Raw genomic sequence first — 18,513 nt, 5'->3', positions numbered from 1 at the left:
AGGTTAATAAGTTGAAAGGTTGATAAGGGAGAGAGACTGACTTTTTCGTTTTTAATTCTCTGCTATATGTTGATTTATAGTTTATTATACCACTTCTCCAAAGTACTCAAACTGAGATTTCCGCGTCCAGCCTGCATTTGAGGGTTGTTGTCTTGCTATTACCTTGCTATTTCCTTGCTTTTATCTTGCCTCTGTCTTGCTTTTGGATAGCCTTTGGTAGTCTTGAGCTCTTTAGTATCCGGACAGGAACCCTGGGGAAGGGCAGCGGGGAGCTGGGCTCAATTGGGCTAAAGCCCAGAGGGGTTGGGGTGATTCGTTATCCCGGCCCTAAAGGACCGGGCAATTCCATTTGCGCTGATACGCCTTTGCGTCGCAAGTAGCGTACAACAAAAAAAACGCTCCCGGGTTGGGAGCGTTTTTCGGTAATTATTTATAATCTGTTGCTTATTTCGCGCCTGCCAGTGCGGGGGCAGCCATTTTCTTAGCATCTTCCAGGAACTTAGCCAGTCCGATGTCAGTGAGCGGGTGTTTCAGCAATCCGAGGATTGGTTCCAGTGGGCTGGTCACTACGTCTGCTCCTGCTTCTGCACATTTTACGATGTGGAGGGGGCTGCGGATAGAAGCGGCCAGGATCTCTGTTTTATATCCCTGGAGGTTATAGATGTGGGAAATCTGTTCGATCAGTTGTACACCGTCCCAGTTGCTGTCGTCAACGCGACCGATGAAGGGTGACAGGTAGGTAGCGCCTGCTTTAGCGGCGAGGATCGCCTGGCCAGCAGAGAATACCAGTGTACAGTTGGTTTTGATACCATTGTCGGAGAAGTACTTGATCGCTTTTACGCCATCCTTGATCATAGGCACTTTCACCACGATGTTTGGGTGGATAGCTGCCAGTTTCTTTCCTTCTTCTACGATGTCTTTAAACTCAGTAGAGAGTACTTCAGCGCTGATGTCGCCGTCTACCATTTCACAGATGGTGAGGTAGTGTTTCAGGATTGCGTCTTCTCCTTTGATGCCTTCTTTGGCCATCAGAGAGGGATTGGTTGTAACGCCATCCAGGATACCTAATTCGTGGGCTTCTTTGATCTGCGCCAGGTTAGCTGTATCAATGAAAAATTTCATACTATTTAAAATTTATGAGATGTTATTTTGGATGTACCTGTAGCCGCTGCGTTGGAAGCAAATTGTGTGGAGGTAAGAAGTGTGCAGGTTACCATTGGCCAGGCTCTTGGATAAAAAAAAGAAAAAAAGGCAGATTACTTACATCGCACCGCTACAACCGTCTACCCTTGCTGCCTTCCGGCCCTGGGGGGGTTCAACAGGAGCTGGTCGTGTAAGACCTGCCGGCTGCAAAGATACGGTAAAACAATCAATTACCAATTACTGAATTGAATTTTATGCATTGAAAATGTGAACATTGAGAATTTTAGCACAGTTTACAATGTTGTAATTGTCAATGCGCAATGGCTGACAGGTTGATAAGTTGAAAGGGTGAAAAGGAAGGCCGGATTACTACACTCCCTACCGGGACAGCATTTGCTTCTTTACTTATAACAGGATTTAACGCTCAATGTTCAATTATTAACGTGGGCGGCCGGTAAGGGAGTTGACGGTGGTGAGCCCTACCAATTCATCGGCGCGGCCACCCAATGGGCGATAGTATACTAATATGGTGTAGTTGTTTTCGGTTTCCCAATAATTGCCTTCGGTATATTCAAAGGAAGCAAGCCTTTTTTGATCGTTGCGGTCGATGGTGGCATAGCAATAATCATAGTATCCCATTTTCAGGAAGAGTGATCTTTCATAGACTCCTTTTTCTGTGTTGAAGATCATCTTAGCGCTGTCGTTGAGGTTGTAGTTGGTGAGTTGTCCTACAATGAATACATCTTTATCGGGGAAGGGCGAATTGTTGCCTGGCACAAAGGTGAATTTCACCGTAGCATAATCTGCCTGCCACCAGGGATTGATGCTCTCGGTGGTTTCGATGGTGAACATGCCATTGTTGTCTCTGAAGAAGTTGAACCGCTGTGTGCTTCTGTTGGCATCAGGCCGCACTATGATATCTGTACTGGTGTTGCCATATATTGCTTTCTCTATCCGATCGCTCTGAAAGCGGAAGCTGCGCATATCAAGCCAGCGCCACTCTTTGCCGGCCGGGAATACAGCATCGTTCTCCGTATTGTACTCCAACACATTTCTCGAGAAGAATGAGGGCCGTATGTTGGTGACTGCATTGTCCCAGCGGTAGTTTTGCATCAGTACTACTTTAACCTGCTGGAACTGGTTTACTACATTGAGGCGCTCGTTGAGGGCTATTTTGAATTGTAATTTCTGGTGTGTGCGAAATATCTGTCCATTGAATGGCTGCTGGATCTGTGCCGTGATGGATGCAGCTTCGCTGTACACCATCATGCGTTTGGTTATGATCGTTTTGGACGTATCTCCATTGAGGAAAACTTTCAATATGTAGTTGCCCGTACGACTGGGTGCGCAGTTGTTATCGGGTAATGAAGCCTGGTAATGTGTGTAGCGTGTGAAGGCTACGGATGATACGCGATAGGTGTTGATACGTTGCTGAGAGAAGCCTTTGACGTAATCGAACTGGCTGAGAATGGCCGGCGTCCAGTCGGCATTGCAGAGCTGGAAGGTATAGTAATAATTTTTAACGTTGGCATCGAGGTCGTCGAAATGGAGCTCCAGCGCTCCTATTGCGCCCAACTGGATGATGGGGGGCGCCAGCTGGTTGCCTGGAGGATGCAGGAGTACTGTTTGTATACGGGGAGAATAAACTGCATCGGGAATCTGCGCCTGCGTGGCTATTGCCAGCTTTACGAGGATAATGGTAAGCAATAGATTTTTCATCCGTTTCATGGGTTGAAGTTATAGAAATCCACTTAAAGACAGCTTTTTGGAGTGGTATGGTTGCTTTCTGCTATTTTTACGACCGAAAAATCATGCCGATTGAACATCGCCGCTTTTATTGCCCGCCGCATCGCTTTTAATCAACAACGATCTTTTTCCCGGTTCGTGATCCGCCTGTCTATAGGCGCCACCGTGATCAGTGTGGCTGTAATGATCCTTACGCTTGCTTTTGCGAATGGTTTTCAAAAGACGATCAGCCAGAAGGTTTTCAGCTTTTGGGGGCATGTGCGTGTTCAGAGTTATAATGGCGCCCGTGTATCCATCGCCGAAGAAACGCCGATCACCAAGAATGATTCGGTGCTGAACCTGAAAAAGATCGACCCCGAGATCAAGACTGTTCAGGCTTTCGCTACCAAAAATGCAATCCTTAAAACTTCTGCTACGATCGAGGCTGTTTTGCTGAAGGGCGTGGAGAAGGGGTATGATTTCAATAACCTACAAAACTTCCTGGTTGAAGGGCGGTGGGTCAATTTTGCTGATAGTGGTTATAGTAATGAGATCAATTTGTCGTCTTATACGGCTGGGCAGCTAAACCTGAAGGTGAATGACCAGGTGCTGATCTATTTCATTCAACGTGGGGCTCCTCCCCGCCCCCGCAAGCTGACTGTTGCCGGCATTTATAAGACGGGTATCGAGGATTATGATAAGCATATAGCTATTGGCGACCTGAAGTTGATTCAACGTTTGAACGACTGGGATTCGAACCAGGTGGGCGGATACGAGATATTCCTGCATGATTACGATAAGATGGAGGACGTGGCTGAAAATATCGTAACCGGGTTGCCTGTCGGCATGCAGGGGGTGACTATCAAGGATATTTACCCGAATATTTTCGACTGGCTGGCGCTGCAAGATAAGACCATTTTGATCGTGCTGATCATCATGATCGTGATCGCTACGCTTAATCTCATCACCTGCCTGCTGATCCTTGTTTTGGAACGCACTCGCATGGTGGGTATTCTAAAAGCGCTGGGCGCCAGCAATTATACGGTACAAGAGATCTTCCTATATCATGGGGCAGTTATTACTTTCACTGGTTTATTGTTTGGAAATGTGCTGGGCTTGCTGATCTGCTGGCTGCAACAAAAGTATGGGTTCATCCCGCTGCCTGAGGATGCTTACTGGATGTCGAAGGCTGTTGCTGATGTGGTATGGTGGCAGGTGGTATTGGTGGATATCGGCACTTTCGTGATCTGCTTTCTTGTTTTATTGATCCCCACTATCATCGTAAGAAAGATACGACCAGTAAAAGCGATAAGGTTTAGTTAGCGTACAATATGTGACAGGATGATACCTGTGGCGACTGCTGCGTTGAGGGATTCTGCGTGGCCTTTGCGCGGGATAGTGATCTTATGACGGCAATGTTTCAACAACTCCTCTCCTATTCCTTTCGACTCGTTTCCGATGACCAGGATGCCTTCTTTTATGGGGGGCATATCGTGGAGGCTGGTGCCATGCAAAGTGGCGGCATAGGCCGGTATTGCAGCATGCTGCTGTATGAATGGGATCAGGTCGTCATAGATCACCTGTACGCGGCTAATGCTGCCCATGGTTGATTGTACCACTTTGGGATTAAAGTTATCGGCGCTGTCGCGGCTGCAGATGATGGTGTCGATGCCAAACCAGTCGGCACAGCGGATGATGGTGCCCATGTTGCCGGGGTCCTGGATCGTATCGAGCATGAGGGTAAGGCGCTCATGGTAATTGGTGATTTCCGGGAATTCCGGCTTTTTAAATATGCCTATTACCTGGTTGGGGGTTTGCAACTGTGTCAATCGTTCCAGTTCCTGTGCAGTAATCTCTATCACGCTACCAGCCTGCATTTGACCTTGCTGGCTGATCCATTCCGGGATGGCATACAACTGTTGCAACCGGATATTGGGCCTACTTAAGAGTTCGTTAATTATCTTAGGGCCTTCGGCTATAAATACGCCTTCCTGATCTCTTGATTTTTTCTGGCTTAAACTTTGAATATATTTGACCTGCGATTTAACCAACATTGCACCTCGTTTATAAGTTATATGTCATCCGGCCGGCAAGTTACCTTTTTTAGTTTTTCCAAGTGGTCTTTATGTGGCCTGCTGGTTTCTATGCTGGCAGTTTCCTGCTTTACCGTGCCCCGTAATTATAACGCTAATAAGCCTTTTGTTTATAAAACGACTATCAATATCCAGGGAAAGACGCCGGATTATGACAAGCAGGAGCTGCAAACGAAACTGCAGGGTCAGATCGACGACAGCATGAAAGTACGTACGGTCTCTTATGCTGGCGTATACTATGACCTGAACCGCCCTCCTGTTTTCGACTCACTGAATATTGGCCGGTCGAAGGTGTTCATGGCCAAAGCGCTCTACTCGCTGGGGTATTTTCAACCGGTGATCGAGGATACTTTTTTTATCGATACTGTTCCCAATCGCCGCAAAGGGGAACAAAAAAGGGTTCATACGACTTTTATTGTGAGACCGGGTATTGCTACGCATGTCGACTCTGTCGGTTATGCACTGGAGACCCCGGAGTTGCAGGCATTGGCATTGAAGGGGCGTAAGGAATCGCTGCTGAAGAAGGGGGAACCTTATTCGGACCAAAAGGTGCTGGCGGAGCTCGACAGGTTGGTGGCCATGTACCGGGACAGTGGTTATTATAAGGTTACCAAGGAAAATTTGTTTGCGGAACGTGATACTGTGGTAGCTGCCCTGATCGACCCGACACTGGACCCGTTTGAGCAGTTGCGTTTATTGGATTCACTGAGTAAGAAACGGGAAAAGCCTACGATCAATGTCACGATCAAGCAAAGGGCGGTGAAAGACAGTGCTCATATTCAAAAGTACTATATCGGCAATGTGACGGTGTATCCTGATCAGCCGCTGTTGGAAGATTCTTCTTACACCCCGTCTGACAGCACTACTATCCAAGGCTATAAGTTCCTGTATAATTCGAGGCGTTTCAAACTGCCTTTTATTGCCAACAATATCCGTTTACGGCCAGGGTCGCTGTACTCGCAACGTCGTTATTACCGGGTGATCAATACTTTCAATCAGCTGGGTGCCTGGCAGAACGTAGACCTCAGCCTGATGGAAAGACAAGATAGTGTGCCGCTGCTCGATGCCGTATTGCGCCTGTACCCGGCCATGAAGTACAGCCTCAATATCGATTATGAAACGAGCCGTAACGTGAGTGACTTCCTTTCACAGGGCACTTTCTTCGGTTTGGGTCTCAACTTCCGGCTACTGAACCGCAATGCTTACCGGGAGGCTATTCAAACCAGTACTATTGCACGGTTTGGTATCGAGATTGGTACTCACCTGGTACAAACGCTGCAGGCCAGCCTTTCGCATAATATCTATTTCCCGAAAGTCATTCTTCCCAGGTTCCTGCTGAACTGGTTTCCTCCTAAAACTGATGGCAGTGAGCGGACGCTTGCCCGTCGTACTGTATTGAACTTTTCCGGTACTTATACCGACCGACGCGACTTTTTCAGGGCTCCTTCTTTCAATACTTCCTGGGGTTATGAATGGACGCGGCGCAGGACACGGGCTGCCGACCCCGACAATGCAAATCAACGCTGGACTAAAAGTTATCAGCTTATTCCTTTCAATTTCGAGTATACCAATCTTCAAAAGACTGATAGTTTGGTCAAGCTGGAGCAGGATATTCCTGCTTATCGCTTTGCTTTCAATGATGGAATGATCATCAGCACCATTTTCAGCGTGACAGCCGGAAAACAGTATGATAATGACAGAAAGCTCACGCTTATTCGTGGACGTATCGAGGAGAGCGGTGCGTTGTTTGGGCTTATTAAAAAACTGGAACAGGGTGATCTCCGCCGCTTTGTGAAGATCGATGGTGAAATAAAGCATTATATCAATTACAAGAAGTCGTCCTGGGCTTTTCGTGCTTTTGGTGGTGTTGCTTTAATTTATGGTAAAACTGATACGGGGGGTGTTGTTGTGAAGGAGAATAATCTTCCTTTCTTTAAAGCGTTTTTTGCCGGTGGCCCGTATAGTATGCGCGCCTGGCAGGTAAGACGTTTAGGACCGGGCTCTTCCACCTTGTATGATGTCAATGACACTACCCGGGTAGATAGGTTTGGGAATATGCAGCTGGAGTTCAACGCCGAGTACCGTTTCAATTTAACTACGATCGCGGGCATCAAGATCAACAGTGCTTTGTTTGTAGATATCGGCAATATCTGGAGCAAAGAATACCAGAATGGTCAGGAGATACCGGAGGCTTCTTTCAAATTGAGCCGATTGTATAAAGATATTGCTGTGGGGGCAGGCACGAGCTTGCGTCTCGATTTCGAGTTTTTCCTGATCCGCCTCGACTGGGCCTACCGGATCAAGAATCCGCGTTATGCAACTATTAAAAACGGCTGGTTCCAGAAGGTTGATATTGGCAGCGGACAACTGCAGCTGGGGATAGGATATCCATTTTAGGCTGTTGCTTTCTTAATCATTTCCTGTGCTTCTTCTACGGTCATTGATTTATCCAGGGTAAATTCTCCGATCCGTGTGCGGCAAAGGCCGCTGAGGTGGCCGCCAATACCTAAGGCCGCACCTACATCATTGGCCAGGCTGCGTATGTAGGTGCCAGTGGAGCACACTACTCTGAAGTACACTAATGGCATTTCGATTGCGGTGATCTCAAATTCTTTGATGGTGATCTTTCTTGCTTCCAGCTCTACCTGTTCTCCACGGCGGGCTAATTCATAGACGCGCTTTCCATCTTTTTTGATGGCGGAGTGTATAGGTGGCACCTGCATGATCTCGCCGGTAAATTGTTTGGTAACTGCTTCCAGTTGTTCTCTTGTTATGGAGGAGTAATCTTTAAAGTTCTCCGGTTCGCTTTCAAGGTCGTAGGTTGGTGTTGTTGACCCGAGGGTGATGGTACCTGTGTATTCTTTCTCCTGCGCCATGTATTCATTGATGCGCTTGGTAAACTTGCCGGTGCATAGTATCAGTAAACCAGTAGCCAGGGGATCGAGTGTGCCTGCATGGCCCACTTTTTTGATCTTCATTTGGTTTCTGAGCTTTCGCACTACATCGAATGAGGTCCATTCGAGTGGTTTGTTGATCAGCAGTACCTGTCCTTCTTCAAATATGTTCGGATTGCCCTGGTTCATGCGGCGAAGATATGAAAACAGGGGTTAGCTTTTGGGTGTTAGCGTTTAGCACTTTGCTTCGCTAAAGGCTAAGGGCTAATAGCTAAATCCTTAAATGGCCTGGCGGGCTTTGAGTTCGAGGTATTTGTTTACGGTGTCGACTGTGAGGTTTTGTGGTGCGGTAAGGATCGTAAAGATGCCGTGCTGCTGCAGTTCTTTTACGATCAGCTTTTTCTCGTGTATGAATTTCTCTGCTATTGTTTTGACATACACAGATTCTATATCGTTGGCTTTTGTATCTGTCAGTTGCTTCAATTCTGTGTTCTCAAAAAACACCACCAGCACGAGGTGGTTGCGGGCTATGCTTCTGATATAGGGCAATTGGCGTTGAAGCCCCGTTAATGATTCAAAGTTGGTGAATAGCACTATAAGGCTACGCTGTGTAATACGTCCACGAATGAGTGCGTAGAGTTTTTCGAAGTCAGTTTCCAGGAACTTTGTCTGCTGGTTATAGAGGGTTTCGAGGATCGTGCCCATCTGCGCTGCCTTGCGGTCGGCTGGGAGAAAATGCCCGATCTGTTCTGCAAAGGTGATGAGGCCAGCCTTGTCCTGCCTGATGAGGGCTACGCGCGACAATATAAGGGTTGCGTTAATGGCATAATCCAGCAGGGACATTCCTTCGAAGGGCATTTTCATGACGCGTCCTTTGTCTATGACGCAGTATACCTGCTGGCTACGTTCGTCGACAAAGTTGTTGACCATCAATTGTCCGCCTTTGCGGGCAGTGGCCTTCCAGTTGATGCTGCGGATGTCATCGCCTATTACATATTCTTTGATCTGCTCAAACTCCAGGCTATGGCCGATCTTACGGATCCTACGGCTGCCGGCTTCTGCCAGGTTGTTGGAATATGCTTTGAGCTCAAACTGGCGTAATGCCAGGTAGGAGGGTAATACTTTCACCATTTTCTCCTGCTCTGTTGTAATGCGACGCACTACCAGGCTGAGGGGGCTTTTTATAAAGAGGTTGATATCGTAGAAGGTGTACTCCCCCCGCTCTACAGGACGCAGGTTATATACCAGGTGTTGTTCTTCGCCTCCTGCCATAGATGTCTTCAGCAAAAAATCCCTGCGCTGGAATTGGACAGGTATTTCATCTATGATCTTCAGGTGTGTGCGGAACGGATAATGGCTCTTCAGCTGCAATTGCACTTTGTTTTCATCGCCATTGCTGAAGCGCTCTGTGAGCTCGCGAACGGCTATCACTCCTTTCTTGTTGAGGAACAGGATGCAATAGTCCAATATTACAAGTACTACCAGAAATAGAAAACCAAGTTGGCCCACTACAAATAGGAATGTCCAAATGTAGGATAGCAGGAATATTGCAATGACTGCTACCAGCGACCAATAGAACCGGCTACCGAAGAAAAGTGGCTTTATGTACTTATTATAGAATCGCATATTTACCTGGGTACTTCTACTGCTTGTATTACTTGTGTTATTACATCATCGGTGCTGGCGCCTTCCATTTCTTTTTCGGGCGTGAGTACGATGCGGTGACGCAATACGGGTGGTATGATGTATAGAATATCTTCCGGTGTTACGAAATCGCGTCCACGCATTGCTGCCAGTGCTTTGGCTCCATTGAGTATTCCGATGGAGGCACGTGGCGAAGCTCCGAGGTAGATGGACTTATGATTACGGGTGTTGGCCACAATAGAGGTGATAAAGCTGATCAGCTTTTCTTCTACCCGGATAGTCCGTACCTGGTTGCGCAATGCCTCGATCTGTTCGGCAGATATTACGGATGTCACCTGGTCCAGCATGCTGTTGAGCGTGCTGTGGTGCTGGTTGTACAGGATGCGGAACTCCTGTTCCAATGTTGGGTAGGTTACGTTGATCTTAAAGAGGAAACGGTCCAACTGTGCCTCTGGCAGGTGATAGGTTCCTTCCTGTTCGATGGGGTTCTGTGTGGCAACGACCATGAATGGCGCCGTCAGCTGATAAGTTTGTCCATCAACGGTAACCTGCCTTTCTTCCATCACCTCAAAGAGGGCGGCCTGCGTTTTAGCGGGGGCCCGGTTGATCTCATCTATGAGTACGATGTTGCTGAAGATCGGTCCTTTTTTAAACTGGAAAGATGTTTCTTTCGGGTTGAATATCGAGGTACCGATCACATCGCTCGGCATGAGGTCGGGTGTAAACTGGATACGGGAAAAGCCTACTGAGATGCTTTTGCTCAACAGCTTGGCGGTGAGTGTTTTGGCAACCCCTGGCACACCTTCTATGATGACGTGCCCATCAGCCAATACGGCTGTGAGTAATAGCTCCACCATCTGCTCCTGCCCTACTACCACTTTGGCTATTTCTCTTTTTAAGGTTTCTACCGACTGTTGCAGGGAGCTAAGGTCGGTGCGGAGTTCGAAAAAAGTCTCTTCCATGTATGAGGCTTTATGTGTTTAATGTTCGCGCCTTTAGGCGTATTGATAAAATGTTTCCAGTTTATGGTTAAGTGACAGCAATGCCTGATCTGACAGCTGGGGAGCATCCAATGCATAATTCAGGTCGTAGACCAGTTGTTGTACTGCATGCTGATCGTACCCGCTTTTGTAAGCCAGTCGTTGCACAAATTCCTCGTTCATGGCCGATGTCCGGATATTGTACCGGCTACGCACGTGTCCCAGGAAATGCTGTGTCATTTTATAAGCCAGGTCTTTGTTGTCTTTCCGTTGAAAATACATCCGTCCGATCGTTTTTACAAAATCGAGGGAGGCATTTTTGAGGGGCTCAACTACTGGTATAACTCTTTGTTTGCGTTTTGACTCGAAGAGATAGATGAGCAAGAGCAACAGTAATAAAAGCAATCCTCCCCAATAGAACGGGGGCTGTCCTTTTAACCACTTGAGTGTATCTCCAGCTCCTTTTGCTCCATCATTGTCTTTTGAACTTCCACGAATACTATTACGGAAGTAATCATCCCAACGCACAGTTTCCATATTTCGCGGTATCCAGGAGAATACCTGGTCATAATAGGCATTATTCTGTTTGTGGAGCAGGAAAAAGTTGGTAAGCGACATGGGGGCAAGGTGTATGTAGAAGGCTCCTCCGCTTTCGTAAGAGATCTTAACAAAGTTTGCTCTTCCTTCTGCGTTCTTTCCGAGCACTGTTGCGATGGATGAATCTACATAGCTAAAGCTATTGTCAAAAGCTTTGCCCGGATATGTGTAACTGCTTTCCTTCAGGGATACCGGATCGTTGACACGCACTGTAAGTGTGTCATGATAATTGACAAATCCGTTGTACATGGAGACTTTCAACTGCAGGCTATCGAGCAGGGTTTCGTCGATGGACGAAGAGGAGATAAATATTTTGGCTCCTTTGTGCACCAGGTTAAAGAGGCCTTCAATCTCTTTTTCATCGGGCAGTACCTGGTTGCTTACAATGATGTAACAGGTAGTTTGCAGGTTGTCTTCATATCCCAGCCAATCACGTGTGTTGGATTTATGATCGGGATCGGGGGTGATTTTATGGTTGAATATAGAAGCTTCAGGAAAAATCCGTTGCAGGTTCTCACGGGCGTAGAATGTACCATAGGGGATTTTATCGTTGCGTCGTAGGGTTACCCGCTCGTCCAACTGCTTCTTTTTGGTGCATGCGGTGAAACCGATCAACACCAATAAGCAACATGATATGTATATCAGGTAACGATTCACAGTCTTGCCGTATTATAGAAGTGTTGAAAGTTCTGTTGCACCTTGTTAAACTGTTCTTCGGTCAAAGCAAATTCTCCATACCAAACGTATTCGAATACGTGAGTAAGGAAGCGAAACTCATTGCCTGCGCCATAATGGTGCACCTGGTTGATGTATTCGTTGTTGGTGCCCTGGGCGTGGTATCGTATCCACCCTTTTTCGTTGAGCGAGCGCAATGTTTTCAGGTACATAAATCGAATAGCCAACCGATAATTCTTTTCCTGTATTGCTTTCTGGATCTTCGTATCGAGGCTATTGTCGTCTATCTCGGTTTCCGGCTCTTCGTTTTCTTCTATTCTTTTGCGGGAAGCTGGTGTCATGAACAGGTTATTGACCACTACTATGCGGTATATAATGAGCACCAGTATAACTCCGAGTATGATATAAATGATCGTGCGGACTGTTGAATCTGATAAAAATTCACCAACGCGATCCCGCCTTGGCCTATCGTCCTCCTCTTCTTCCTCTTTTTTCGCTTTGGTCCAATATGCCGGATCGTTTGCATAAACAAATGCTTCGTCTTTCTGAAACCTGTTGACCGTAGTGTCGGGCACTTTACGTAATTCGGGATCTACAGGAGCTATTTCTTTTTCTTCGTCCTGGTAGCTGCTTTCTTCCGGAGCTACTGTGACAGTCGTATCAGTTACGACTTCTTCATCGTCTTGTGCCACTGCTATAGCCGGCATTGCAAGCAAGAGGAGGTATATGAAAATCCTGCCCGCTCTTTTCAGCCATATTTGTATTTCTTCGGGTAACATGCCGGGCTACTTCAACGATTTGGTTTGCAGGTTCTTTTTTTCGAGCCGAATTGGGTATAGAACAAAGTACCACAGTATAAAATTGAACGACAGGGCGAGGATGGTGATGCTCAACCACTGTGGCATTTCGGAGTACCGTGTTACAAATCCTTCGAGGAAGGCGGCAGCTATGAATATGGGCACCAATCCTATCATCAGCTTAAGGCCGTTCTTAGCGCCGGCTTTCAATGAATCTATCCGCTTTCGTGTTCCGGGAAACAGGATGCTGTTGCCCACTATAAACCCGGCACCTCCGGCAATGATGATGGCTGATATTTCCAATGTGCCGTGTATCCATATGACCAGTACGGATGACCATCCTAATCCTTTGGCAAAGAACATGTACTGGAATGCGCCCAACATAACGCCGTTTTGAAAGAGAAACCAGGCGGTTCCAAGGGACAGGAAAATCCCAGCCACAAATACCATGAAGGATACGCGGATATTGTTGAGGGCGATTGCCAGGAACATCGTGACTTTGTTCTCGTCTTTGTATACGCCAAAGGGGTCTCCTTTGGCAATATTGTCTTCTGTCATTTCCACATATCCATCGCCGAGTACGCCGCGCACAAAGGTTTCGTCATTGGCAGCAGATACAGCGGACATAATAGCAAAGCCGGCAAAGATGAGGAATGCGTATAGCAATTCCCGGTGATGTTTGCGCACTGTCAAGGGTAGTTCCGTTGTCCAGAAGCGGGCAAAACGGGAGCTTTCTTCACGTTTGTTCTTGTATATGCCCAGGTAAATGCGGGAAGCAAGGCCGTTGAGGTATTGGGTAACTTTACTGTGGGGATAAAAGGTTTTGGCATACCCCAGGTCGTTGACCAGCTCTGTAAATTGCTGGGCCATCTCGTCGGGATTGGAAGCAGACTCGTACTGGTACTGTTTCCACTTGTCGATATTTTTTTTCAGAAAAAGGCCTTCTCTCACCGGGGGTACAATTTATGTTTACCAAACCTACACGAAAAAGTTCATTGAACAAAGACTGATAACCAATGTTATCGGTGTTTTTCCAGTTACCCCAGCCTCGTATAACCTGTTTAATGGGTACTATTCGTGTTTTCGTATAATTAATTAATTTTAAGAGCGTTTAGTGTATGCTAAACGAAATTATTCTCCTATTGTTGCAATATGCTACTGGTTAAGTTAGATACGGGTTTCAATATTGAAGTGGAGTTTCCCATTTCGCCCTTCCACAAACGTTTGTTTGCGTGGCTGATCGATATGTTCATCTTATGGCTTTACCTGCAGCTAATGTCTTCGATCATTGATTCTGCTATGTTTGGGATCAGCTGGCAGCAGGTGTTGATGTTGATCCCCGCCCTGATCTATTTTCCCATATGCGAAATCACTATGAACGGGCAGACGCCGGGAAAAATGGCCCTACGCATCAAGGTAATCACTGACGAAGGGGGCCAGCCCAGTATTGGTCAATACCTGATCCGCTGGCTTTTCAGGATGATCGATTTCCCCTGGTGGTTGCTGGGAGCAGTCTTTAGCCAGGTGCTGCCGTGGTGGGTGTTGCCGCTTATTTTCATCGGTCTGGCATGTGTGATCTTCACGCCCAAATCCCAACGCGTGGGCGACCTGCTGGCCGGCACCATCTTAATCGACCTCAAGAACAGGACTTCCTGGGAGGATACCGTATTCACCGAAGTTGAATCGACTTATAAGCCCCGCTATCCGCAAGTGATGCAGCTGAGTGACCGGGATATCAATACGCTCAAAAGTATTATTGAAAGTGTTCGCAGGAAGAATGATTACCAGCTGGCGATGAAGATCGGAGACAGGATCAAGTCGAAGTTGAAGATGGAAAGTGATCAGGATTCGATCGAGTTCCTGCAAACGTTGTTGAAGGATTATAATTATTACTCTACCAATTAGGATAAAAAAAGTACCTGCGCCTATGGCTGCAGGTACTTTTATATTCTTTATACTGTTGCTTAGGACTGTATCCCTCTTCCAAGGCCATAGAACATAAAGACCAGTAAGACCAATACTATTACGATGATCACAATAATTCCTACTATTTTAAAGTAGGTTTTCAGGTTGCTGATTCCTTCATTGAATTGTACCTGACTCATGTTGGAAACACTGGCCAGCGTATTGGTCGCAAACCTAAAAAGGAAGATATTAATAGCTACAGCGATCGCTGCTCCTATCATGGCTCCTATTACTCCTCCTACAATGCTTGCTCCACTATCGTCGGGCTTTCCAATCATTGCTGCGAGTACTGATAATCCCGCGCTTACAAATCCTACTATTGCTATTATACGTGCCCAGGTAGCCGCTGCGACCAGCAGGTCTCTGGCAGCGCCTTCTATGCTTAGATTAAACAGGTTATCATTCTGATTGGTAGTATTTTCCATATTTGGTGTGTTTAAAGGGTATTAAAAAAGTTTTCCGATAAAGCCAATTACATTCAATACTAAGGCAAGCAGGGTAAATATGCCATAGACCACAAAGTAGTTTTTCAGGTTCTTCAGCCCACTATTAAATGTAGCCTGATCACGGTTGTAAACACCTTGTTTAATCTGCATGGCAAAACGATACAACAGGATGGTTGTGTAGGTAAAGATGGCAAGTGCTGTTATAATTATACCTACTATCAATCCTCCTGCCGATGCCAGTTCCGGCATGAGAGTCCCAAAGGTTTGTATCAGAAATGTGCTGGACAATGCTAATCCACAGACGGATAATCCGATACATACAAAATAGACGATCGCAATAAATTTTGCCCATTTGCTGGACTCATTGAACATATTGCCAGAATCGTAATCTACCTGAAGTTCAAATAGTGGTTCGTTGGATGGTTGCTGTTCCATTAAGTGTTTGGTTTAAATGTTTGACTGTTAAGGATACTAATATAATTGTTTTTTTTAGCATTGTATATTATGCTAAAAACGGACAGTGAAATGTTGCTTCACCTTAAAGTCTTTGCGGAAGAATACAAGCCCTATGAAGAACAGGTCTATCGAGAGTGTTACCGAAGGATGTTCTTTGATCTGCTGCCAGGCCTGCTCCATGCCTTCGCTCCAATGAATGTCGTCGACAATGATGATCGAATGTTCTGTTGTGTTGGGGAGTAATTGTTCAAAGTACCGCATTGTGGGTTCCAGGCGGTGGTTGCCATCCATAAAGGCAAGGTCGATGGCTGATGTCTGTTGCAATATTCCCGGCAGGGTGTCGTCGAAATTGCCTGTCACCAGTTCAATATTTTGCAAGGCCAACTGGTGGAAGTTATTGTTTGCCTGTTCTGCCACGGCCTTACTCCCCTCCCCTGTGATCACCCTTGCAGCCGGGTTGGCAAGGGCCATATAGCTGGTGGATATTCCCAGTGAAGTGCCCAGTTCCAGGATGGTAGCTGGCTGATAGTAATGCACGATCCGAAACAAAAGCTGGCTAAGCTTTTTTGTCTTGGCTGCATTCCTGGCTATTCGCGCTATGGGTCGCTTGTGGCTGTTATTGATGGCTGATCCAGCGCCGAAGTCTTCGACTTCCAATTGCGTATTATCGGCCAGCAGTTTTTTGCGCAACGTTTCTACCTGGTCGTAGGCTGCAAAGTGCCGCTTATCATTAAGTACCTCTCTGATGAATGTATATACGAAGGGGGAATGCACGCCATGTCCTTTTCCGTTGGAGGCGGTGAGGTAGTAGTTGAGGTATTTTTTTGCTAATTGCCAACGGGAATACATAGGAAAAGAATACAGGATTCAGAATACAGAATTCAGAAGCTATTAATTCGCCAACGATGCGCCTCAACTTTCCGATTTTCGCTCCCACACCTGGAAGCTGTAGGCGTAAGCATGTTTTTCGTCGACGGGGAAATCGAGGTTGGACAAGAGTTCCCATTGTTGTTTGTCGAATTCCGGAAACCAGGTATCGCCTTCGAGGGTAGTGTGTACTCTTGTAAGGTATATTCTTTGGGCCAGGGGTAAGGCCAGTGCATATATCTCTCCTCCTCCGATGACACTGGCTTCTTTTGCATCGGTTTCTGCCGCTGCTGCCAAGGCGTCTTCCAGGTTTTTGACTACCTGCACGCCGGGCGCCGTCCAATTATCCTGGCGGGTGATTACGATATTGGTTCTGCCGGCAAGCGGTTTGCCCAATGATTCAAAGGTCTTACGTCCCATGATCACCGGCATTCCCCAAGTGGTGTTCTTAAAGAATTTCATGTCGTTGGGCAGTCGCCATAATAACTGGTTATTCTTCCCAATGACATTGTTTTCCGCAGCCGCTACAACTAATGCTATTTTCATGTTTTATACTGCCACCGGTGCTTTGATAGCCGGGTGCGACTGGTAATTTTCCAGGGTGAAATCTTCAAAGGTGAAGTCGAACAGGTTTTTAACGCCGGGGTTCAGTTTCATGACGGGCAATGGGTAGGGCGTGCGCGTCAACTGCAACCTGGCTTGTTCTACGTGGTTACTGTAGAGATGCACATCGCCAAAGGTATGTACAAAGTCTCCCGGTTCCAGATTGCATACCTGCGCTATCATCATGGTGAGTAATGCATAGGAGGCTATGTTGAACGGTACTCCGAGGAATACATCGGCAGACCGCTGATATAACTGGCAGGAGAGTTTTCCTTTTCCTCCGTTTTCTCCGGGTGCTACGTAAAATTGGAATAATGCGTGGCAAGGCATCAGTGCCATTTCGGGCAGTTCGGCCACATTCCATGCGCTTACTATGATACGGCGGCTATCGGGGTTGTTCTTTATTTGTTTGAGGGCATCGCTGATCTGGTCAATGGCTTTTCCATCGGCTCCGGCCCAGCTACGCCATTGTTTGCCATACACTGGTCCGAGGTTCCCTTGCTCATCTGCCCATTCGTCCCAAATGCTGACGCCATGGTCCTTTAGGTATTTGGTGTTGGTATCCCCTTGCAGAAACCAAAGCAGCTCGTAAATGATACTTTTGAGGTGTAGTTTCTTGGTAGTGACCAATGGAAATCCCTGCTGCAGGTCGAACCGCATCTGGTAACCAAAACAACTGGTAGTGCCGGTGCCGGTACGATCGGTTTTGGTAACTCCTTTATCAAATATGTGTTGCAGTAAATCCAGGTATTGTTGCATGGGTGCAAGGTAAGAAGAAGTCCGGAAGTCGGTGTGTCCGGCAGCCAGAAGGAATCCCCACCTTGTGTATAAGTACCTGAAGTCCCGGCCTTTTACTCTGCGTTCAGCTTCTTCCACATTTCGTCGATGGGATCGCCTTTGGAGCTGAGACCGGTATGGTCCCATTCGTTGCCCCGTACTTTTCCATTGAAGGTGAGGGAACTGCCTACGCGGGTGTTGTCGCGGCTGAAGAACTCAATATTTTCTGTGTATTTACCGTCTTTGAAGGTATAGGCTCCTCCTCCTGTACCGGAGAATTCTTTGGTCTGGATGTTGAATGCGATCCATTGGAACCGGGTGCCAGACAATACTTTTAGGGTACGACGGGGACCAAGTTGCATGGTGACGGGTTGGTTTCCCTGTTTACGACCAGCAATGCGCCAAACGCCTGCCAGGTCGCCCAATCCTTTGTCCAATTGCTTCCAGGTTTTCTCTCCACCCTCTACATTGGCCACTAATTGTTGATTGTTATCAGTCCAGGGAATGGTGACCACCTCCCCTACTTTCTCATTTTGCCGGGTATTGAACTGGGTAGTAATTTCTATTTTATCGTCTTTCAGCACGTAAGGGCCTCCCCAGGTGTACTGAAATTGTTTTCCTGTCTTGTCGTAAACGGCATGTACAAAGTATCCATCTACAAAGGTGATGGTTTCTTCACGTCCGTTTTCCTGGTAATGCCAGGCTCCTGTGAGGGAAATAGTGTGGATTGGGGGGTGAAATGCCGTGATGACGATGAGTAATAATAGTGTAATGATAAAGTTGTTTGCGGGTGCATACTTTCTCATACGGGGCAATTTGTTGTAAGTTAACGAAACTATAACGAATTGCCG

At 46.8% G+C, this 18,513-nt stretch carries 18 protein-coding genes and 1 other RNA gene; 3 read left to right on the top strand and 16 right to left on the bottom strand.

Annotated elements, in window-relative coordinates; all coding sequences use genetic code 11:
* Positions 1-444: 444 nt before the first annotated feature.
* The 3 genes from fsa to AC5JBY_RS13040 all read right to left on the bottom strand — a co-directional run bounded on the left by fsa (position 445) and on the right by AC5JBY_RS13040 (position 2,871).
* Positions 445-1,122 (bottom strand): fructose-6-phosphate aldolase, encoded by a 678-nt coding sequence (fsa, locus tag AC5JBY_RS13050; protein WP_495905036.1) that lies wholly within the window; start codon positions 1,120-1,122, stop codon positions 445-447.
* Positions 1,123-1,246: 124 nt separating this feature from the next.
* Positions 1,247-1,346: signal recognition particle sRNA small type (gene ffs, locus AC5JBY_RS13045), an RNA gene on the bottom strand.
* Positions 1,347-1,581: 235 nt separating this feature from the next.
* Positions 1,582-2,871 (bottom strand): type IX secretion system plug protein, encoded by a 1,290-nt coding sequence (locus tag AC5JBY_RS13040; RefSeq protein ID WP_495905035.1) that lies wholly within the window; start codon positions 2,869-2,871, stop codon positions 1,582-1,584.
* Positions 2,872-2,961: 90 nt separating this feature from the next.
* On the opposite strand from AC5JBY_RS13040, the gene AC5JBY_RS13035 reads away from it, so the two are divergent.
* The gene (locus tag AC5JBY_RS13035; protein ID WP_495905034.1) at positions 2,962-4,191 is read left to right on the top strand and encodes an ABC transporter permease; all 1,230 of its coding nucleotides are present in this window, start codon (positions 2,962-2,964) and stop codon (positions 4,189-4,191) included.
* On the opposite strand, the gene AC5JBY_RS13030 is transcribed toward AC5JBY_RS13035, so the two are convergent.
* Positions 4,188-4,922, bottom strand: coding sequence for a TrmH family RNA methyltransferase (locus AC5JBY_RS13030; protein WP_495905033.1), 735 nt, complete (start codon positions 4,920-4,922; stop codon positions 4,188-4,190). The two genes, AC5JBY_RS13035 and AC5JBY_RS13030, sit on opposite strands and share 4 nt — an antisense overlap.
* Before the next feature lie 21 nt (positions 4,923-4,943).
* On the opposite strand from AC5JBY_RS13030, the gene AC5JBY_RS13025 reads away from it, so the two are divergent.
* Entirely contained in the window at positions 4,944-7,358 is a 2,415-nt protein-coding gene (locus tag AC5JBY_RS13025; RefSeq protein ID WP_495905032.1) for a BamA/TamA family outer membrane protein, read from the top strand.
* Here the strand turns inward: AC5JBY_RS13025 and truB are convergent.
* The 6 genes from truB to AC5JBY_RS12995 form a co-directional block, all read right to left on the bottom strand.
* Positions 7,355-8,044: a tRNA pseudouridine(55) synthase TruB gene (gene truB, locus AC5JBY_RS13020; RefSeq protein ID WP_495905031.1), complete on the bottom strand. Its 690-nt coding sequence runs from the start codon at positions 8,042-8,044 to the stop codon at positions 7,355-7,357. The two genes, AC5JBY_RS13025 and truB, sit on opposite strands and share 4 nt — an antisense overlap.
* Positions 8,045-8,134: 90 nt before the next feature.
* Positions 8,135-9,481: a DUF58 domain-containing protein gene (locus tag AC5JBY_RS13015; RefSeq protein WP_495905030.1), complete on the bottom strand. Its 1,347-nt coding sequence runs from the start codon at positions 9,479-9,481 to the stop codon at positions 8,135-8,137.
* A 2-nt stretch (positions 9,482-9,483) separates the two neighbouring features.
* Positions 9,484-10,461, bottom strand: coding sequence for an AAA family ATPase (locus AC5JBY_RS13010; protein WP_495905029.1), 978 nt, complete (start codon positions 10,459-10,461; stop codon positions 9,484-9,486).
* Between the two features lie 33 nt (positions 10,462-10,494).
* Positions 10,495-11,733: a DUF4350 family protein gene (locus AC5JBY_RS13005; RefSeq protein WP_495905028.1), complete on the bottom strand. Its 1,239-nt coding sequence runs from the start codon at positions 11,731-11,733 to the stop codon at positions 10,495-10,497.
* On the bottom strand, positions 11,730-12,530 hold the full coding sequence (locus AC5JBY_RS13000; protein WP_495905027.1) for a DUF4129 domain-containing protein: 801 nt from the start codon (positions 12,528-12,530) through the stop codon (positions 11,730-11,732). Before AC5JBY_RS13000 ends, AC5JBY_RS13005 begins: the two co-directional genes overlap by 4 nt.
* 6 nt (positions 12,531-12,536) lie before the next feature.
* Entirely contained in the window at positions 12,537-13,499 is a 963-nt protein-coding gene (locus AC5JBY_RS12995; RefSeq protein WP_495905026.1) for a stage II sporulation protein M, read from the bottom strand.
* A 201-nt stretch (positions 13,500-13,700) separates the two neighbouring features.
* On the opposite strand from AC5JBY_RS12995, the gene AC5JBY_RS12990 reads away from it, so the two are divergent.
* Positions 13,701-14,453: an RDD family protein gene (locus AC5JBY_RS12990; protein WP_495905025.1), complete on the top strand. Its 753-nt coding sequence runs from the start codon at positions 13,701-13,703 to the stop codon at positions 14,451-14,453.
* A 59-nt stretch (positions 14,454-14,512) separates the two neighbouring features.
* Here the strand turns inward: AC5JBY_RS12990 and AC5JBY_RS12985 are convergent, their stop codons facing one another.
* The 6 genes from AC5JBY_RS12985 to AC5JBY_RS12960 form a co-directional block, all read right to left on the bottom strand.
* Complete coding sequence (locus tag AC5JBY_RS12985) at positions 14,513-14,938, bottom strand: DUF5362 family protein (RefSeq protein WP_495905024.1); 426 nt, start codon at positions 14,936-14,938, stop codon at positions 14,513-14,515.
* 21 nt (positions 14,939-14,959) lie between these two features.
* Positions 14,960-15,394 (bottom strand): DUF5362 family protein, encoded by a 435-nt coding sequence (locus AC5JBY_RS12980; RefSeq protein ID WP_495905023.1) that lies wholly within the window; start codon positions 15,392-15,394, stop codon positions 14,960-14,962.
* 72 nt (positions 15,395-15,466) lie between these two features.
* Positions 15,467-16,264 carry an O-methyltransferase gene (locus AC5JBY_RS12975; protein WP_495905022.1) on the bottom strand — a complete coding sequence of 266 codons (798 nt, stop codon included), beginning with the start codon at positions 16,262-16,264 and terminating at the stop codon, positions 15,467-15,469.
* A 63-nt stretch (positions 16,265-16,327) separates the two neighbouring features.
* Positions 16,328-16,828: a dihydrofolate reductase gene (locus tag AC5JBY_RS12970; protein ID WP_495905021.1), complete on the bottom strand. Its 501-nt coding sequence runs from the start codon at positions 16,826-16,828 to the stop codon at positions 16,328-16,330.
* 3 nt (positions 16,829-16,831) lie between these two features.
* Complete coding sequence (locus tag AC5JBY_RS12965) at positions 16,832-17,761, bottom strand: thymidylate synthase (protein ID WP_495905020.1); 930 nt, start codon at positions 17,759-17,761, stop codon at positions 16,832-16,834.
* Complete coding sequence (locus tag AC5JBY_RS12960) at positions 17,737-18,468, bottom strand: DUF4488 domain-containing protein (RefSeq protein ID WP_495905019.1); 732 nt, start codon at positions 18,466-18,468, stop codon at positions 17,737-17,739. The genes AC5JBY_RS12965 and AC5JBY_RS12960 overlap by 25 nt, the downstream gene beginning before the upstream one ends.
* Positions 18,469-18,513 lie beyond the last annotated feature (45 nt).

The sequence above is a fragment of the Paraflavitalea sp. genome (assembly GCF_059502485.1).
Note: the sequence above shows the minus strand (reverse complement) of the source record. Positions and strands in the feature narration are given on the sequence as shown.